Genomic DNA, 18,999 nt, shown 5'->3' with positions numbered 1-18,999 from the left:
GAAATTATTAATATACTTAATAACCAAAAGAAAAGGGAGCAATAGCTCCCTTTAGTATGAATATAAATGAGTATTTATATTATGGTTATAGTGTTTGACGTTTTTTGTTTCGACTCACTAACATGTAAAAAACAGGTGTGAGTAGTAATCCAAATACCGTTACGCCTACCATACCCGAGAATACGGCAATACCCATTGCTTGTCGCATTTCCGCTCCGGCCCCTGTACCAATCATTAATGGAATAACACCAGCGGTAAATGCAATTGATGTCATTAGAATCGGTCGAAGACGTAAACGACATGCTTCCAAAATCGCTGATAAGGTATCTTGGCCATTGTCTTTAAGTTCTTTAGCGAACTCCACCATCAAGATGGCATTTTTACACGCTAGAGCCACAAGGACAATCAAAGCAATTTGTGTGAATATATTGTTGTCACCACCAATGAACCAAACACCTGCTAGTGCAGAAAAAATGGTCATAGGAACGATCAAAATGATAGCGAATGGTAGTTTTAAACTCTCGTACTGCGAAGCTAGCACCATGAAAACTAACAAAACAACAAGTGGGAATATATACACCATCGTGTTACCAGCCAAAATCTGCTGGTAGGTTACATCAGTCCATTCATAAACCATTCCCTCTGCTAGGTTTTGATCCAGTACTTCCTCAATAGCCGTTTGGGCTTGGTCAGAACTGTAACCAAAAGCAGGACTGCCGTTTAGTTCTGCACTAGGGTAGCCGTTATAGTGCATCACGCGGTCAGGCCCAATCGTGGGTATGATCTCCAGTACAGCGCCGAGAGGAACCATTTGTCCGGCAGCATTTCTTACTTTGTAGTTAAGTATTTGGTCAGGTTCGAGACGATAGTTCATGTCTGCCTGGGCATTCACTTTGTATGTTCTACCAAACATATTGAAGTCATTGACGTATAATGATCCTAAATAAACTTGAAGCGCATCAAAAACCTGCTCTAGAGGAACACCTTGCAGCATCGCTTGTTCACGATCTATTTGGATGTCCATCTGCGGCACTTGTATACGAAATGTGGAATATAATCCCATCAGCTCGGGTCTTGTTGATGCCTCACTTATTACCAAGTTCAATTGCTTGAAGAGCTCATCAAACCCTTTGTTCGCACGGTCTTCGATTTGAAGTTTAAAGCCGCCAGTAGAGCCAAGTCCTTGGATTGGTGGTGGTGGAAAAATCGCAACGAAGGCTTCATCAATGATTGAAAAGCTCTTATTCAAAGATGCAACAATCGCATTTGCTCCGAGAGTTGGATCATTTCGTTTATCGAAGTCCTCAAGCGTAACAAAAACGATGCCACTATTCGGACTGTTAGTAAAACCATTGACCGATAAGCCTGGGAAAGAAATGGTTTGTGCTACGCCAGGTGTTGCCAGCGCGAGGTTTTCCATTTCTTTAATAACGGACTCTGTTCGATCTAAACTTGCTGCATCTGGAAGTTGGGCGATCGCAACTAAATACTGCTTATCTTGTTGAGGAATGAATCCTCCAGGAACAGCTTTGAATAGAGAAACCGTTCCCCCGAGTAACGCAATGTATACCACCACAACAACAAGGCTAAAGCGAATCAGCTTCTTGACCAGAGCTTGATATTGGTTCGAGCTATACTCAAAAATTCTATTGAATGGCGCAAAAACATACTTACCAAAAACCGCATCCAAGAGCTTGGTTAGCCGATCGGGTTTTGCGTTCTTATCTTGTAATAGCAGTGCTGATAAAGCAGGCGATAACGTCAACGAGTTAATTGCTGAAATAATCGTCGAGATCGTAATTGTTAGTGCGAACTGCTTATAAAACTGACCGGATAACCCTGTAATAAAGGTCGTCGGGATGAACACCGCACATAACACTAAAGCAATTGCAATAATTGGCCCGGTAACTTCGGTCATTGCTTGTTTCGTTGCTTCTAGTGGTGCAAGTCCATTATGGATGTTCCGTTCCACGTTTTCGACGACGACAATGGCGTCATCGACGACGATGCCTATGGCGAGAACAAGCCCAAACAACGAAAGCGTGTTAATCGATACTCCAAGCATTTGCATTACGGCGAACGTACCGATTAATGAAACAGGCACCGCAATGATAGGGATGATAGACGCGCGCCATGTTTGCAAAAACAAAATGACTACAACAACAACTAGTACAATTGCCTCTAGCAGAGTATGAACCACCGCGTCTATCGAACCACGAACAAAGACGGTCGGGTCGTAGGCTATTTCATATGAAACTCCAGCTGGAAAGGCTGTTTGTAAACGGTCCATGGTTGAACGAACCTGATTAGATAGCTCAATAGCATTAGCACCAGGGCGCTGGAATACGGGCATCGCCACCGCTGGTTTACCATTTAACAAGGCGCGCAGTGCATAAGAGTTTTGACCTAGCTCTACGCGTGCAACGTCTTTAAGACGTGTCAAAGCCCCTGTTTCGTCAACTTTTACTACAATGTCGTTGAATTCATCAATATTCTCCAAGCGGCCTTTTACGTTCAACAAAACTTGGAATTGGTTTTCATTAGCGGCTGGTTGCGCACCTAATGAGCCTGCTGCCACCTGTTGGTTTTGAGATCGGACGGCGGAGACAATGTCCATTACGGTTAGATTTCTAGAAGCGAGCTCATCTGGATTTAACCACAAGCGCATTGAGTACTCGTCACCACCGAAAAGGCGCACATCACCAACGCCTCCGAGCCGAGCTATCTCATCTTTCAAGTTTAAATTAGCGTAGTTAGCTAAATAACTGACTTCACGGCTAGAATCTGGAGAATATATATGCACAACCATAGTGAGATCAGGAGAGGCTTTTTCGGCAACAACTCCTAACCGTTGGACGGCTTCTGGTAACCGGGGCAAAGCTGTAGTGACGCGATTTTGAATTTGAACCTGAGCTTTGTCCAAGTCCGTACCTAAAGCAAAGGTTACGGTCAATGTCATTCTGCCGTCACTGGTTGCCTGTGAAAACATATATAACATGTTTTCTGTACCATTAATTTCTTGCTCCAGAGGCGTAGCAACTGTTTCTGCGATTACTTTTGGGTTCGCACCAGGATAGTTTGCTGTAACTACTACTGTAGGAGGGACAACCTCTGGATATTCACTCACAGGCAACTGCAAAAGTGAAATTGCGCCTACTATTAATATCAATAGCGATAACATAGAGGCAAATATGGGTCTTTGAATAAAAAAGTGTGCAAATTTCATTCGGTTGTCTTTTTATTCTTGAGCTAAACGTTTGTTTGGCAACGATGTTGAGTTTGAAGCCATAATCAATGAAGTATTGCTAATATCTAGCGTGACATTTTTTGGTTTGACTTTGCTATTTGGGCCAACTTTTGCTGGGCCATTTACCGCAATAATTGAGTCGGCGTTCAAGCCATTCTCGATAGCACGAAATGTTCCGTAACGTTCGCCTAAGGTTACGATGCTGTATTGCAACGTATTCTCTTCATTGAGTGTTAATACAAAGCGGTTTTCTAGATCTGTGCCAATAGAACGCTCTGGAACGAGAACTCGTTCAACTGGTTTGGTTGTTGATATCTGAACTCGGCCAAACGATCCCACTTTTAAGTTTGATTTTGTTGCATCGAATACCGCTCGAACCTGCAAAGTACCGGTGTTTTCGTTGATGGAGTTGTCGACAAAGTCAACGCGTCCAAAAAACACCTGCCCATTTTGTCCAGATAGTTCAAGACGAGTAGGTAAGTTAGAGTCGGCATTGATTGTCGAGAAGTAACGGTTCCAAGTTCGCTCATCGACATCAAAGTATGCATATACCTGATCGTTAGAGACAATGTTTGATATAACGCTTTGATTTGCGTTTACATTGTTTCCTTTAGTAATGAATGCTCTTGAAATAGTGCCGCTAATAGGGGCATATATCTTCGTAAACTCAAGATCTAACTTTGCGGATTCTAACTGAGCACGCAAGGCCATTAGTTCTGCAGAGCGTTGTTTTACTGCGGTATCTCGGGCCTCTGCTTGTTCCGCTGAGATGGCCTTTTGCTTAACAAGTTGAGCGGCTCTCTTTTGTTCGTTTGCTGCTTGCTCTAGCGCAGCTCGAGCACTCTTAACTTGCGCTTCAAGTCGTGAGACCTGAGCTTTGAAGGTTCGATCATCAAGAGTGACGAGTAAGTCGCCTTTGTTGACACTCTGTCCGTCTTTGAACTCTACCGTTTCAATAACTCCGGAAACGCGTGGCATTAAAGAAACTTTCTCTGGGGCTTGAAGCCTTGTTGTAAAGGTGAACCACGATTGAACGGGCTCATAGATGACTTTGGAGACGTCTATCGTAGGTAAGGGAGTATTAGGTTGTTTGGTTATCTCTTCGTCTGCACAAGCAGCTAAAACGGATAAAAGGCCAATGCCGAAAACTTTCTTTAACATTTGTCGCGCCCTAAATGATTCTGTTCATACTAAAAGGAACGGCATTGTATTCATTGTACCTATGGGTAAATAGGCCCTCAGCGAACATAGAGTAGTGATAAAAATGCACGATTAAATATTGGTCAAAATGCTCGCTTTTTGGTTTGAAAAAGGTCAGTTTAGGGTTTTAAAGACGTGGAGTATTGTTAAATGTAATAAGCCATAATAGATAGGAATAACTAAACAGAAGCTAAAGATAGCGACGAAAATTAAAGCTTTTTTAATTCGTGCATTATTTGCAATTCACTGATGCAATTTGAACCATAAAAAATTGAAATTAATTTTGTAAAATCCATTTCCCATCACATAAAGAATAAAAACTAAATAAGGAATTGTGCAGTGGATCTCGCAAGCCAACTTGAATTACTACTGGATGTCTCTGAATACGGAACTTTTGCTAAGGCTGCTGACAGAAATCATATAGATCGTTCAGCTTTGTCAAAACAGATCAAAAAGCTAGAGGATGAATTGGGCTTACGGCTGTTAAACCGTTCCACGCGTTCGCTATCCCTGACCAATGCTGGTGTTGAGATGGTGGCGCAAGCTAAGAAAGTAAGAGAGGTTCTAACTGAAACTCGTAGTATTGCTGCTACATTTCAGGATGAACCGAAGGGTAACCTGAAAATATCAAGCTCCACTTTCTTTGGCAGAGCTTACTTAAATCAGGCAGTTAAAGAGTTTATAAAACAGTACCCAAACATTACTGTAGAGCTGCTGCTCGATGATAATCGAGTCGATGTTATCCACGAAGGTTTTGACGTTGTGTTTCGTATCGGACCAATCCGAGAGTCCAACATGATAGTACGTAAGTTGGCAAGCAATAATATGGCACTGGTTGCATCAAAGAGTTTTATTGACAAGTATGGAACCCCGAGCTCTCCAGAAGAGCTTATAAAAATGCCAGCAGTAATATACTCTAATGCTAACTTTAAGGCGGATAAGCTACGTATAGCGCCAAGCCAGTCATCAAGCGACGTTAGAACGTATAATATCAACGGGCAGTACTTCGTGAATGAAACTGAGTTAATGCTCGATGCCGTAAAATCTGATCTAGGGTATGCTTTAATAGGGCAGTTCTTTCTTCAGGAGAGTTTGAGTAAACAAGATCTTGTCCAGTTGCTTCCTGATTATAATCTTCCCGCAATAGGGGAAATATATGCAATGTATACTCACCGAAATCAACAACCATTAGCCAAACTGTTCATTGATACTGTTCAAAAAATAATAGGGACGCCTCCTGTTTGGATGGATTATCTCAACTAATATGAGTACTAGGACATAATGCTTTAGATCGAGGGCTTGTTTATATTTATCCATAGAATATGGTTGAATTTGCACTTTAAAAATAATTGCCACTGTTCATAATTTCACTCGATTCAAACAACACAAGTAGTGGTAATTAAATGAAAATGACAAGAACGTCGATCGCAATCGCAGCACTTTTCTCTGCAAGTGCTGCAAATTCAGCCGTAGTTTATGAAGATCAAGAATCAATGCTAAATATTCATGGCCGAGCGCAAGGGATGTATTATTTCTCTGATGATAAAAATGCTGACGGAGATAATAGCTACATTCGTGTAGGACTTTCAGGTGAGTCTAAAATAAATGAAGATCTTTATGCCTTCGGCTTATATGAGTTGGAATTTAAGTCTAATCGCAGAGATGCTGATGGGGTTGAAGATGATGAATTTGATATCCGAAAAGGCTATGTAGGAGTTGGTGCAGATTACGGAACAGTAAGTTATGGACGTCAATACGGTGCGGTCACTTTAGTATCTGACTACACGGATATTTTCCCGGAGTTTGGTAATGAAGCTGCTGGCGTAAGTGCGGATCTATATGGTACCGGTCGCTCCGATTCAGTATTTAAGCTAACGACAAGCTATGAAGGTTTGAATATTCATGTTAGCTATCAGGCTGAAAACGATGAAGTGTCAACAGATGCAGCCTCTTATGGTGCGGCGGCGGACTACAAGTTGCCATATGGCTTCAAAGTTGCGTTTGGTTACAACGAAGGTGAAGGGCAATCGGGTGCAGAAGATGCAGAGCTGCTAACGGGTGCTATTGCATTTGAATACGACAAGTTTTATGCCTCTGTTTTATACAGTGATGGTGAAAACTGGGCTAAAGATGGTTCTGAAAGTAATATTGATTACACCGGTATTGAAGCAGTTGCCACTTATGAAATAACAGATAAGCTTTGGGCACTTGTTGGCTATAACAATCTAGAGCGTGATGATGAAGACGTCGTCGATTACTACTCACTAGGTGCAGAGTACGATTTGACTTCTAATTTTAAAGCACTAGCAGAATACAGAATTACAGATGTAGACAATGAAGACGATATTCTTGCAATAGCTGCGAGATATTCATTCTAAAAAATTAATAAATATAAAAAGCCTGAAACTATTTTCAGGCTTTTTTATTTATCGGTGTAATTTTATAAGTGCTGATTTTCATCCATATATAATGGATTATATTGATCGTTACTTGTTAAAGTGTTTTGGATATAATTGTTTTGTTAGCTAGTCCACTGCTAGTTTTCATTTTCATATTTTTTTGATGATGATTTTTTTCTTTGGCAACAAGAAGTATCTTGTTGCCTTTTTTTATTTTTACGTCTTATGGTTAATTAAAACAAAAAGAGTTTTTTATATATTGCTATAAACGAGAAAAATATAACGACAATTGTCAATCTTAGGTTGAGTTAATCTTCATAAAAAAGTGAACTCAATTTCAAGGGTCTTTTTCATTTAAGTGATGTGGAATCCATATGGCGAACCAAGTGAATGATAAAGCGCCAAACGACGAAATGTATCTCAATGAAGATTGGAAAAATTATTTTTATGTAAACGATAGAGGTAGGGATTGATACTGTTTATGTAAGGAGAGAGCGATTTATGAAAAGCCGTCGTTTCAATGTGATTAGACACCTTTACTTTCTTAAAATAGGAAGGGCTCTAAGAAAGTAAAGGTGCAGATGATTTTTTAGTTTTTACCGCCGTCACTTGTTCTGAAGTGATAATCGAAGTTTATGATTGCACGATATTTAACTTCATCACGGTTAAGTGCGTATTCTTCAACTCTCACCTTACTATCATCGATTGCAATATCACGAGGGAAACCGCTTCCAATGATGTTTAGACGATTTCTAAGTTCATGTTTTGATAGCGTTTGGTATTCATCGACAAGATCAAACGCAGAGCTATAAGCGGCATCTTTTGTCGTAAAGTCATTGAGAACAACTTTGTTTGTAGAGTGTTCGACATGAATACCAGCAGTAGCAGATAAACTGAATAATAATAGTGATGAGAGCGTCATTAGTTTTTTCATATAGTCACCTTTTTATTTGTATTACAAAGTCAAGATGTCCAACGAATCCTTGTTAATATCTCTCGACAAAGGTGATAGTGCCATTATGGAAATGTGCTGTACATCACATTTGTGACCATTGACTATGGAAGAATTGTCAACAATAAAACTCAAGCACTTTTGACATTACGGTCAATGTGAAAAAGCGAATATCTGTATGGTTTCGTTAATAATTAAACCACTTTCGGAAACGCTGACTATTCAGTCAAAGCGTATGTTTCTTGTCGTTATAGTGACCTGCCTACAACTTAATCACTTAATGCATGCAATTCAATTGCAATGGCTTGGTATAGATTTTCATTCAGATCTTCCAGCTTAGTAACGATCCTAAAAATTCTAGTGATTAAAAAGTCATTGTTTGTGGTTTTTTATTCTATTGTCGTGTATAAAAAAACTTTACAACGAATGATAAAGGAATATTCATGAAAAAGTTATTGTGTTTTGCTGCACTGGGGTTAGCTGTTTCGACGACGGTTAATGCAGACCCAATTTTAGACGACATCAAAAGTACAGGGGAGCTAAAAGTCTGCTTTGATTCTGGGTATATGCCTTTTGAAATGACAGCAAAAAATGGGCAGTACATTGGGTTTGATATCGATTTGGGTAAACAAATGGCGCGTGCCATGGATGTTAAGTTTGTGCCGGTAAACACTTCATGGGATGGCATTATCCCAACACTGTTGACTGGTAAGTGTCACATGATTATGGGCGGGATGACTATCACACCTATGCGAAATACTCAGGTGAATTTCGCTGATCCCTATGTGGTTATTGGTCAATCTATTCTCGTAGATCTCAAACATGAAGGTAAAGTGTCTAGTTACCGTGATCTCAATAGTCCAGAATATGTTGTTGCAACTAAGCTTGGGACAACGGGTGAGCAAGCGGTAAAACGATACCTTCCGAAAGCTAAGATAAATCTATACGAAACTCAGTCTGAAGCGGTACTTGAGGTTGCCAACGGAAAGGTAGATGCGTTTGTTTATGACTTTCCTTACAACTCTATTTATGTGGCGGAAAACAAAGGGCAGTTAATGCACTTGGCTAAACCGTTTACTTACGAGCCTTTGGGTTGGGCTGTGCCGCAAGGAAATCCAGATACGCTCAACTTCTTAAACAACTATTTACGTCAAATTAAGGGCGATGGAACTTACGATCGCATTTACGATAAGTGGTTTAACGACGATAAATGGTTAAAGCAAGTCAAGTAATCATATTGTTATTGTAGAGGAGCGGTTAGCTTCTGGCTTGGTTCATCGCCAACCAAACGGTTCGCGCTGTGAAGCTAACGCTTTTCTTTATTCAAATACCCAACCAACTTTAATCAAAGTCATTCTCGGAATCACATGCAAAATAACTTTAAATCCCTATTGTGGAACGCTGTTTTTGTTCTTGTTTTGCTATCAATTTGCGGTCTTGTCTATCTGTCAGGTAAGCGAATCGATTACAGCTGGAATTGGGAGCGTGTCCTTCCTTATATTGCCACTAACGCTGCTTCATCCATTACCGCGCCTGTCGATGGGAACATCATTCTCGACGAGAATAACCAACTGGCTCTGGAGAGTATTCATGGTGATATTGTTCTTGAACTAAGCCAATATAAGTCTGTCGACGTCTATGAAGGTGATCTTATTTTTGAAGGAGATACCTTAGCAACTATAAAAGAGTGGCGCTCTGGCCCAATTTTAGATGGTGTTGTGACGACCATTAAAATCTCACTCTGGTCACTTATCATTGCTCTAGCGTTGGGCTTAGTTGTCGGACTAATGCGTATATCCAGCAATCCGGCATTAAAAAAGCTGGCGCTTGTGTATGTCGAGGTCATTCGTGGAACGCCTCTTTTAGTACAGATTTTTATCGTTTACTTCTTTATTGGTACTGTGCTTGACCTTGAGCGTTTTACTGCGGGAGTGATAGCGCTCTCCGTGTTTACCGCCGCTTACGTCGCAGAAATTGTGCGGTCAGGAATCCAGTCAATCCCAAGAGGACAAATGGAAGCGGCGCGTTCACTAGGAATGAATTATCCCAAAGCGATGATTTATGTCATTTTACCTCAAGCGTTTAAGCAGACATTACCTCCCTTAGCCGGGCAGTTTATCAACCTGATAAAAGATTCCTCACTTGTCTCCGTGATTTCGATTACTGATCTGACAAAAGCGGGCAGGGAAGTCGTAAGTGGTAGTTTTGCCCCATTTGAAGTTTGGTTTACCGTTGCGGCCCTTTATTTGCTTCTAACTAGTACCTTATCTTGGGCAATACAAACGTTAGAAAAGAAATTGGCAGCAAGTGATTAATGGTGGAGTCATTAATGGAATACATTATTTCAGCAAAAACAATTAATAAAATTTACCCTAATGGCTGCCATGCGCTCAAGGACGTATCGGTAAATGTAGAAAAAGGGGAAGTGATTGTCATCGTAGGACCGTCAGGTTCTGGTAAGTCAACATTCTTACGGACGATTAATCAATTAGAGACAATAAATAGTGGGTCTATAATCGTAGATGGTATCGATATGTACCACAAATCTACGGATATCAATAAACTACGCGCTGATGTGGGCATGGTATTTCAAGGCTTCAACCTTTTTCCACATAAAACGGCGATAGAGAATGTCATGTTGGCACCTTTAAAGGTTTCTAAACGTGACCCTGAATCGGTGAAGAAAGAAGCAAAAGATTTGCTTTATAAAGTCGGTCTGTCGGAGAGAATGGATAATTATCCTAATCATTTATCAGGTGGGCAGCAGCAGCGCGTCGCAATCGCTCGTGCGTTAGCAATGAAGCCCAACATTATGTTGTTTGATGAACCCACATCAGCACTAGATCCTGAAATGGTTGGAGAAGTTCTTGATGTGATGAAAGATTTGGCCAAGGACGGAATGACGATGGTCGTGGTTACTCATGAAATGGGTTTCGCAAAAGAGGTCGCTGATAGGGTGTTGTTTATGGAAGATGGTGAGCTTTTGGTTTCTGACTCTCCTGAGCGATTTTTTGATAACCCCACCAACCTTAGATTGCAGAAGTTTTTATCTAAAGTCTTATAATAAAAAGAAAATTTGATTGAGGGCGAGTCCCTCAATCACTTCATGCACTATTGTGGCTCGTAACGCTCGCCTCGCCGAGAGACATAGATAATGGGCTTTTTACTCGAAGTTAATGGCGATAACATTATCTTGGTCCGAATGAAAGGTCTGGTAAATACTAGAGTGTTTAATCAGCCATTAAGTTTTGTTCACTTTAAACATAACAATTTCATTTTGAATTGATAAAAATTGTGTTTGAATAGAGCTTATGGATGTTTGGCGGTATGGATGTCTAAATGAAGAAAGTAACAATTTTAGATGGTGGCATGGGGCGAGAGTTAAAACGTATTGGCGCCCCTTTTTCTCAGCCGCTTTGGAGTGCACAAGCGCTAATTGAATCACCACAATATGTAAAAATGGCCCATGAGAATTTCATAGACGCTGGCGCTGAGATTATCACTGTTAACAGTTATGCATGTGTTCCATTTCACTTAGGAGAGGAACTCTATGCGAAGCGAGGGATTGAGTTAGCAAAATCTGCAGCCAAAATTGCCAGAGATGTAGTCACCAGCTCTAACGATAGAGTGCTCGTTGCGGGGTCTCTTCCTCCTGTCATGGGGTCTTACAGGCCTGAATTATTCGAGCCGAAAAGGGCACTGGAAGTGGCTTCTGAGTTATTTGAAGCTCAAGATCAATATGTTGATATTTGGTTAGCTGAGACCGTGTCTAGCCTCGCTGAAGTTGAAGTTCTATCAATAATTTTAGCCAAAACAGATAAGCCCAATTATCTTGCTTTCACCTTAATGGATGAGCCTAACTCTTTGCCTCGCCTTCGCTCAGGGGAATCTCTCAAAGCCGCGGTCAATACGCTGTTGAAAACAAATGTTTCAGGTATCTTTTTCAATTGCTCTATTCCTGAAGTTGTCGAGCAAGCGATCATTGATACACAAGCAGTGTTGAGTGAGTCAGGTAGAGAATTGACGATAGGTGTTTTCGCAAATAGCTTTGCTCCGATAAAGCAAGCGCACCAAGCCAACGAGACCATTCAGGAAGTTCGTCATTTCTCTCCGACTGAATATCTTGAGTATGCTAAAAAGTGGCATGTGCAGGGAGCAAGCATTATTGGTGGTTGCTGTGGGATTGAACCACGTCATATTAAATTGCTAGCGACTTGGAGAGACACTCTCGAAAACGCCTAATTTTGGTGAAGCGCAGGGAAGCATGACAAGAGATTTTGTTTTTTATTCATCGTTATAGATAAAATAAAGGCCTTTCATATCTGGCAAAGTAACAAGATGCTTTAACTTGCTCATTCATTACCTTGCCAGTTTGCCTCGAGATTTTTATTAATTATTTTTGGTTCAGATTAACGACAATCTTTCCAACTGTTCTCTGATTTCGCATGTCCAAGAGTGCGTTACCTACATCTTCTAAGCCGATGATCTTCAGTTTCGGTACTTCCAATTCTCCATTTTCTAATAGCTCAGACACTTCCTTTCCGGCATTAACGATACTTGCAAACCCTCTCTCGCCAAAGACATGACCAGAGCCCAAACTTATTTGGTGGAAGCCCAAGCCTTTTAAGAAGGCATCTGGATATTGAGAAGGATCGACAGTCTTGACGAGCTCCACCATTTCTCCCTCAAAGGTTAACACCGAGGCTGCAATTCGGTCGTTATCACCGCCTACACAATCGAGTGCAACCTCAACGCCATGATTTCCGGTAATGTCCATTACTCGCTGAACTACATCTTCATGATGATAATCAATCATATGGGTTGCTCCTAACGAGGACAAATATGCGTGATTAGCTTCTGAACTAGTAGCAATGATCTGTTCAACACCAAATGTCTTTGCTAACTGAATAGCAAAGCTTCCAACGCCGCCAGCACCTCCGGCGATAAAAATGCTGCTTCGATTTGAAATATCGAGCTTGTCTACCAAAGCGCGATATGCGGTCCAGGCTGCGCAAGGTGTAGATGCTGCCACTTCAACCGGAACCTGAGGGTGCTTTATGAGCGTTCTTGAATCATGGATAGCAAATTCAGCGAATCCACCGTGATGGCGTCTCATGTTTCCGTGATACAACACTTTATCGCCAACCTTCCAATCAACGACCGCATCGCCTACAGAGACTATTTCTCCTGATACGTCTAACCCGCCAACAAAATTGTTACCCATGTTAGTGACCATGTCTGACCAATAATGAATTTTTGCATCGACAGGGTTCAAACCAACAGCGTTAACTTTAACCAATACATCAAATTGGGTTTCTAGTTTTGGTGTAGGTAATTCGGATAAAGAGAAAGTATCGTTATCTCGTTGGTAAGTTATCGCTCTCATAGGTTTTCCTCATTATTAAGAATGGTCGAAAGTCATACTAACTCAGAGGGTAGTACTGTAATAATTATCGTTTTTTCTTATTTTGATAATTTTAGGTTATGTTTGATAAAAAGGATTCGAGATGCTCTGAAATTATCATCGACAACCAGTCTGCATAGCTAATGACATGTAACTTTATGATAAGTAATGACTAGTTTTATTATTCCATTTTTATGGAAATATCTTGTTGATCTTTTGTTTTGTGATTCTATAATTCCAGAAATATCAAAATAAAGGCTTATCTATCAGGTAAGCTTGTTAGCGAAAAATGACGAGGAGAGTAAATGTGAATACAGAAATTATAATTATGGCTAAAGAAGCGCTGGATATGTTTGCGTTTCTAGCAACCGAACTTATCATCTTATTTCTGGCAATTAGCTACATTGTCGGTGTGTTGCAAGATTTTCTAACGCCAGAAAAAATTCAATCTATTCTCAGCTCGAAAAAGGGTAAAGGTTACTTCATTGCTGCGTTGCTAGGTTCGATTACGCCTTTCTGTTCGTGTTCGACCATTCCTTTCTTAAAAGGCTTGTTGCGTGCAAGAGCAGGTTTTGGACCTATGATGGTGTTCCTATTTGCAAGCCCGTTGCTTAACCCAGTGATTATTGGCTTGTTTGTGGTGACTTTTGGTTGGAAAGTTGCGGTATTTTACTTTGCTATCGCGATGTCAGTATCAGTGGTAGCAGGCTATGTACTTGAAAAACTAGGGTTTGAACGTTACGTCAAACCAGAAGCATATCAAGCGGTAGGTTCTTCTTCGTGCGGTACTTCTTGTGGCGATTCAAGCAAGAAAAAAGAAGAAGTGAGACCAGCATCAATCTGTGGTACCAGCGCCTGCAATGAACCTACGCCAGTTGCGGCGAAAACATCTTGCTGTGGTGATGCACCAAAACCTGAACCTAAAGTGGAAGTGTCCTGCTGTTCATCAGACGGTAGTGCAACAGCGACAGTCGTGGAAGAGAAAGAGCCTAGCCGCTGGGTACGTATTTGGCAATCAACTTGGAAAGACTTTAAGCAAGTGTTCCCTTATCTCATGATGGGCATTGCGATTGGTTCATTTATCTATGGCTTCATCCCGACGGAGTTCATTGCGGAGTTCGCTGGTGAAGCGAAGTGGTACGCGATTCCGGTCGCAGCAATCATTGGTATTCCATTGTACATCCGTGCAGAGGCGGTCATTCCACTTAGCGCGGCACTAGTACAAAAAGGTATGGCTCTTGGATCTGTTATGGCGCTTATTATTGGTAGTGCTGGCGCAAGTCTTACAGAAGTGATTTTGTTGAAATCAATTTTTAAGAACCAAATGATCGCTGCCTTCCTAATCGTTATCTTAACGATGGCCATGGGAGCGGGTTACTTATATACGTGGGTTTTTTTATAAAAATAACCCTCGGGCGACTGCTCGAGGGCTCTGTTTTTGTCGCCATATAGGGAAAGGGAAGTTTCCTATACCGCGCAGGCTATAAAAAAATAGCGAGGTTACTCGTAAATACTATAGGAGAAATATTTGCTGGCGATGGTTTTATGCTTACCGCTCTGGATCAATTTTTGTATTCCGCTATCGAGTAATGCTTTTAATTCTTTGTCTTGTTTTCTCACTGCTACGCCAATGCCACGGCCGAACCACTTTTCCTCTGTAAACGCTGGTCCAGTAAAGTGATAGCCTTCACCTTGTGCAGTTTCAAGAAAACCAGCACTTAAACCGATTGAGCCGCCAAATACAGCATCTAACCGTCCATTGAGTAGATCGGTAAATGCCTCATCGAACGTACCATAACGACGAATATCAATATCTGGATACAAGGCAGAAAGGTACTTATCACCAATTGTGGCTCTTTGAACTCCAATAGATAAACGATTTAGGCTGCCGTCATCCATGTTGATTTCTCTATCATTTTTCATTACAAAACGAGTCGGTACTTTTGCATAAGGGACGGTGAAATCGACTTTCTTTTCTCGTTCTTCTGTGATTGTCATTGCAGCAATAATCGCATCGTTCTTGCGACTAAGGAGAGAAGGGATGATGCCATCCCAATCCATTTTTGAGATAACGCACTTTACTTCTAACTCTTTGCATAACGCGTTAGCGAGGTCGACTTCAAACCCTTCTAGCTTTCCCTCTTTTGTCGTCCAGCTAAATGGGGGGTAAGCCCCTTCAACAGTGAAGCGAATTTGTTTCCACTCTTTCGCATGGCTGAAAACTGAAAATAAGCTAATAAACAATACGACTATCCATTTCATAAACGTTTCCTTGTAACTATTTGGAAACCAATGTTTAACACAAAGTAAGCAAATATCAATGAAAGTGCATATATGTGTGACCTTTCGCCCGCATTGTGTGAGCGAAAGGTTTTACGTGTATTACAGCTTATCTTCAATAGTTACGAGGGGAACTCTCGTTGAGACAGCGTGAAGTGCAATGTTGTGAATCATTTCATCGACCGTGGTACAGCTATCCATTAAGATCGAAACATCATACTTGTCCGCAGATTTTGAGATAGCAGTATGTGTCACGCAGTTTTGTGTCATCATTCCGCATACAAGTAACTCCGTTACATTTTTGCTTGCCAATACTTCTTCTAAACGTGTTCCTTCAAAGCTATCTGCGAAGTGCTTTACCACGATTTCGGAATTCGGCGCTAAAGCAAGAACTTCTGGGTGAATATTGGCACCGTCGCTGCCTTCATTGAAGAATGGGGCAATACCCATGGCAGGGTCGGCAATATGCTGAATATGAATCACAGGAATGTTTTGCTCATTGGCTTTAGTTATTGCTCTCTTAACATTGTCTAAAGTCGATTCTGTATTCCATAAAGGAAACTTTCCTTCTGGGAAATAGTCGTTTTGCAAATCAATTACAAGTAGGGCTTTTTGAGTCATTTTCTTTTCCTTTTATTGAGGATCATTGCGGTAAGAATAATATAAAGACTTTTAGCTACCTTCTTTAGAGTCTAAAATGACACAAAAGAGTCAAAAAGCGACACTTGAAGATAATTGAAAATGAAAATAGCACTCGTTAATTACCCAGATAGCTCGCAAGCCTCCGTATATGGTTTAAGCGAACTCTTCGAGATGGCAAACCGTGCGGCGGCTAAATTGGGCGTTGATGTACACTTTGAAGTAGAGATATTGGATCACTGGTCAAACACGCACTTCGATGTGAAAACAGCGGTAATGATTCCGCCTAGCGGCACTGGTCAATATTACTTAGAACCAGAGCCAGAGCTACTCGACTGGTTAAAAGTCCAATATAGTAAAGGTGCGATTTTAGCCTCCGCCTGCGCTGGTACTTTTATTCTTGCTCAAACCCAGTTGTTGACCAATAAGTCTTGTACGACACACTGGGGCTTGGCTCCTTCATTAGCGAGTCAGTTTCCCGATATCCACGTAAGACAAGAAGCCATCCTTATTAACGAAGGAACGATCATTACGGCTGGGGGTATGATGTCATGGGTGGATTTAGGTTTGGAGTTGGTTTCCTTATTTGCGTCACCGGCAGTAATGCGCCTGTTAGGAAAAATGTTGGTTATTGATACTGGTCCGAGAGAGCAACGCTTTTATCAACAGTTTACCCCAAACTTCCAACATGGTGATGAGGTAATTGTTCAACTACAGCACTATATAAACGATCATTATCAAGGAAAACTGAGCAATAAAGAGCTTGCAGAGTTGAGTTGTTTAACAGAAAGGACATTGCAGCGACGCTTTAAAAAGGTGACAGGTTTCAATGTTAACCAATATATACAAAGCTTAAGAGTACAAAAAGCTTGTGATTTACTTGAGTCGACAACCCTAACATTTGACGCAATATCATTTAGAGTGGGTTACCAAGATGTGAGCGCGTTCAGGAAAATATTTAATAGGATCGTCGGTTTAACACCGAAGTCGTTCAGATCTCGGTTCTGTTCATGAACGCCAGAAGTAAGATACTGTTGGTATTAAACATTTATAACTCAGAAGCAAACACCACATATTTTTACAAGCTGGCTTAGCGTGATGAAAAGGGGTCACAAGCTAAGCCAACCGTAGCGTTCTCCTAATTACTTAACATTTTGTCGAGCGCTTAAAGTATTCTAAAATTACAACGACTTATATAGGCCGCTGTTAATCGAAAAGCTATGTGATTTCCAAAACCAGTTTCCCAGTATGTTGTTTGCGTGAAAATACTTCTTGCGCTTGACCTATCTGGTTTAAGGGAAATGACTCCGCGACTAAGGGACGAATTGCGTTCTGTTCGATATAGCGAACCAAGTTACCGAATACTTCTGGTGCCAAAACGGTACAACCAAATAACGCTAGGTCTTTAAGGTAAAGAGTTCTTACATCCAGCTCGACAATTGGGCCGCCTATGGCGCCGGAAACAGCGTATCTTGATCCTGGTTTTAGTACCTGAAGAAATTGTGGCCACTGCTCTCCTGCGACCAGATCAATCACTACGTCAACGCTGTTTTCTCCGAGAGTCGCCGGCAAATTTGCATCGCGAGGGATAACTTGGTTTGCTCCTAATGCCGTGATCTGTTCTTTCTTTTCTGGGCTGGCGATAGCAATGACGTATGCTCCACGCGCCTTCGCCAGTTGGATTGCGGCAGAGCCAACACCGCCGGATGCCCCTGAAATCAGTACGGTATCGCTCGCTGTGACATTAGAGCGGACAAGCATGTTCTCGGCAGTTGAATAAGAACAAGGGAAGGAGGCCAAATCGATATCCGATAAACTACTATTCACAGCATATGCATGTTTACTGTCAACAACAGTGAACTGAGCAAAGCCACCATCACATTCTGAACCGAAGTACCAAGGCGAGCTAAGTGCTTGACTGTGGAAGCGCGTAATACATGGTTCGATAAGCACACGCTGGCCGACTCGTGATGGGCAGATATTCTCACCAACAGCGACGATGGTACCGCATACATCGGCACCTTGGATTCGAGGGAGAGATAGCGCGTCTCCTGACCAACTTGCATCCATGCTATTGGCGTCGTTTTTAGAATACCATGCTGTTCGGGTATTGATGTCGGTGTTATTGACTCCGGCGGCGGCAACTTGGATCAATACATCATCAGGTGAGGGGACTGGCACAGGTAGATCATCGCGGTAACGAAGCATATCTGGCCCACCATGACCGATAAGTTGGACGCCTTTCATGACTTTCGGGATTGTGGTCATTGATTGTTCTCCTTCATTAGTTCTAGCAGAGTGTGTTCAGCGGATACAAAGGCAGCGTGACCGAGAACCGGCCATGCGTTGGATAGACCTTCATGTAACAAGAAGAGTGTGGTTGCGAGGTCTTCTCGCTGACTTAGTTGGACCATAAGCTGACGAACCGCCAATTTGTGTTGTTTTACTGCTTGATTAATAGATAGATTTTCTGGATAGGCTGCTAATGCATTGATGGACATACAGCCATTCGGTGCAAACTCCTTCATCCAATCCTCGAGGCGAGTGAATAGGTGTAATACAGCCGGTGTTCCATTGGCAGGGGCGTCTTCGAGCAAAAAACTCAAATACCTTTGATGGCGATGCTCGAGAGCTGCAACAATCATCGCTTCCTTGGAGGGGTAGTATTTGTACAGGGTTCTCAGGCTGACTTCGCAGGCGTTTTTGAGTTGGGGTACGCTCGGCTCGGCGAAGCCATACTGACTGAATGCTTTTTCTAGGCTTGCTGCGATTTTTTCTTTCACTATTTGATACACCAGGTAGAACGTTTGTTTTACCTAAGGGTAGAATAAACTTTCTACCTCAGTCAATGGTGTATTTAAACTCTGTATTGAAAGCC

16 protein-coding genes are annotated in these 18,999 nt (G+C 41.6%); 8 read left to right on the top strand and 8 right to left on the bottom strand.

Features of this window, described 5'->3' with window-relative positions; all coding sequences use genetic code 11:
* Positions 1-85: 85 nt before the first annotated feature.
* Together R7O13_RS18425 and R7O13_RS18420 are read right to left on the bottom strand one after the other, a co-directional pair.
* Positions 86-3,226 carry a multidrug efflux RND transporter permease subunit gene (locus tag R7O13_RS18425; protein WP_318304421.1) on the bottom strand — a complete coding sequence of 1,047 codons (3,141 nt, stop codon included), beginning with the start codon at positions 3,224-3,226 and terminating at the stop codon, positions 86-88.
* A gap of 12 nt (positions 3,227-3,238) precedes the next feature.
* Positions 3,239-4,408 (bottom strand): efflux RND transporter periplasmic adaptor subunit, encoded by a 1,170-nt coding sequence (locus R7O13_RS18420; protein WP_318304419.1) that lies wholly within the window; start codon positions 4,406-4,408, stop codon positions 3,239-3,241.
* A gap of 378 nt (positions 4,409-4,786) precedes the next feature.
* On the opposite strand from R7O13_RS18420, the gene R7O13_RS18415 reads away from it, so the two are divergent.
* Both R7O13_RS18415 and R7O13_RS18410 read left to right on the top strand, forming a co-directional pair.
* Positions 4,787-5,710, top strand: coding sequence for a LysR family transcriptional regulator (locus R7O13_RS18415; protein ID WP_005377321.1), 924 nt, complete (start codon positions 4,787-4,789; stop codon positions 5,708-5,710).
* A 140-nt stretch (positions 5,711-5,850) separates the two neighbouring features.
* The gene (locus tag R7O13_RS18410; RefSeq protein WP_318304417.1) at positions 5,851-6,825 is read left to right on the top strand and encodes a porin; all 975 of its coding nucleotides are present in this window, start codon (positions 5,851-5,853) and stop codon (positions 6,823-6,825) included.
* A gap of 610 nt (positions 6,826-7,435) precedes the next feature.
* Here the strand turns inward: R7O13_RS18410 and R7O13_RS18405 are convergent.
* Positions 7,436-7,780 carry a DUF3316 domain-containing protein gene (locus tag R7O13_RS18405; RefSeq protein ID WP_005377323.1) on the bottom strand — a complete coding sequence of 115 codons (345 nt, stop codon included), beginning with the start codon at positions 7,778-7,780 and terminating at the stop codon, positions 7,436-7,438.
* A 461-nt stretch (positions 7,781-8,241) separates the two neighbouring features.
* Here R7O13_RS18405 and R7O13_RS18400 point away from each other — a divergent pair, with 461 nt between their 5' ends.
* The 4 genes from R7O13_RS18400 (at position 8,242) to R7O13_RS18385 (ending at position 12,040) form a co-directional block, all read left to right on the top strand.
* Entirely contained in the window at positions 8,242-9,030 is a 789-nt protein-coding gene (locus R7O13_RS18400) for a transporter substrate-binding domain-containing protein (protein WP_005377324.1), read from the top strand.
* Positions 9,031-9,165: 135 nt separating this feature from the next.
* Positions 9,166-10,113: an amino acid ABC transporter permease gene (locus tag R7O13_RS18395; protein ID WP_005377325.1), complete on the top strand. Its 948-nt coding sequence runs from the start codon at positions 9,166-9,168 to the stop codon at positions 10,111-10,113.
* 14 nt (positions 10,114-10,127) lie between these two features.
* Positions 10,128-10,862: an amino acid ABC transporter ATP-binding protein gene (locus tag R7O13_RS18390; RefSeq protein WP_412125719.1), complete on the top strand. Its 735-nt coding sequence runs from the start codon at positions 10,128-10,130 to the stop codon at positions 10,860-10,862.
* A gap of 275 nt (positions 10,863-11,137) precedes the next feature.
* The gene (locus R7O13_RS18385) at positions 11,138-12,040 is read left to right on the top strand and encodes a homocysteine S-methyltransferase family protein (protein WP_017635219.1); all 903 of its coding nucleotides are present in this window, start codon (positions 11,138-11,140) and stop codon (positions 12,038-12,040) included.
* A 151-nt stretch (positions 12,041-12,191) separates the two neighbouring features.
* Here the strand turns inward: R7O13_RS18385 and R7O13_RS18380 are convergent, their stop codons facing one another.
* Complete coding sequence (locus tag R7O13_RS18380; protein ID WP_170890260.1) at positions 12,192-13,184, bottom strand: zinc-binding dehydrogenase; 993 nt, start codon at positions 13,182-13,184, stop codon at positions 12,192-12,194.
* Positions 13,185-13,530: 346 nt separating this feature from the next.
* Here R7O13_RS18380 and R7O13_RS18375 point away from each other — a divergent pair, with 346 nt between their 5' ends.
* Entirely contained in the window at positions 13,531-14,604 is a 1,074-nt protein-coding gene (locus R7O13_RS18375) for a permease (RefSeq protein WP_412125720.1), read from the top strand.
* Between the two features lie 98 nt (positions 14,605-14,702).
* Here R7O13_RS18375 and R7O13_RS18370 read toward each other — a convergent pair whose 3' ends face one another.
* Both R7O13_RS18370 and R7O13_RS18365 read right to left on the bottom strand, forming a co-directional pair.
* Positions 14,703-15,464 (bottom strand): transporter substrate-binding domain-containing protein, encoded by a 762-nt coding sequence (locus R7O13_RS18370; RefSeq protein WP_005388903.1) that lies wholly within the window; start codon positions 15,462-15,464, stop codon positions 14,703-14,705.
* A gap of 120 nt (positions 15,465-15,584) precedes the next feature.
* Positions 15,585-16,103, bottom strand: a complete 519-nt coding sequence (locus tag R7O13_RS18365; protein WP_005377333.1) for a cysteine hydrolase family protein — start codon at positions 16,101-16,103, stop codon at positions 15,585-15,587.
* 120 nt (positions 16,104-16,223) lie between these two features.
* Between R7O13_RS18365 and R7O13_RS18360 the strand changes: the two genes are divergently transcribed.
* Positions 16,224-17,135, top strand: coding sequence for a GlxA family transcriptional regulator (locus R7O13_RS18360; RefSeq protein WP_170890258.1), 912 nt, complete (start codon positions 16,224-16,226; stop codon positions 17,133-17,135).
* Between the two features lie 204 nt (positions 17,136-17,339).
* Here R7O13_RS18360 and R7O13_RS18355 read toward each other — a convergent pair whose 3' ends face one another.
* Both R7O13_RS18355 and R7O13_RS18350 read right to left on the bottom strand, forming a co-directional pair.
* Positions 17,340-18,389 carry an alcohol dehydrogenase family protein gene (locus R7O13_RS18355; RefSeq protein ID WP_318304414.1) on the bottom strand — a complete coding sequence of 350 codons (1,050 nt, stop codon included), beginning with the start codon at positions 18,387-18,389 and terminating at the stop codon, positions 17,340-17,342.
* The gene (locus R7O13_RS18350; protein WP_170897349.1) at positions 18,386-18,907 is read right to left on the bottom strand and encodes a TetR/AcrR family transcriptional regulator; all 522 of its coding nucleotides are present in this window, start codon (positions 18,905-18,907) and stop codon (positions 18,386-18,388) included. Before R7O13_RS18350 ends, R7O13_RS18355 begins: the two co-directional genes overlap by 4 nt.
* Positions 18,908-18,999 lie beyond the last annotated feature (92 nt).

The sequence above is a fragment of the Vibrio sp. Y176 genome (assembly GCF_033438945.1).
The sequence above is the reverse complement of the archived record's forward strand: the minus strand, read 5'-3'. Positions and strand labels throughout refer to the sequence as shown.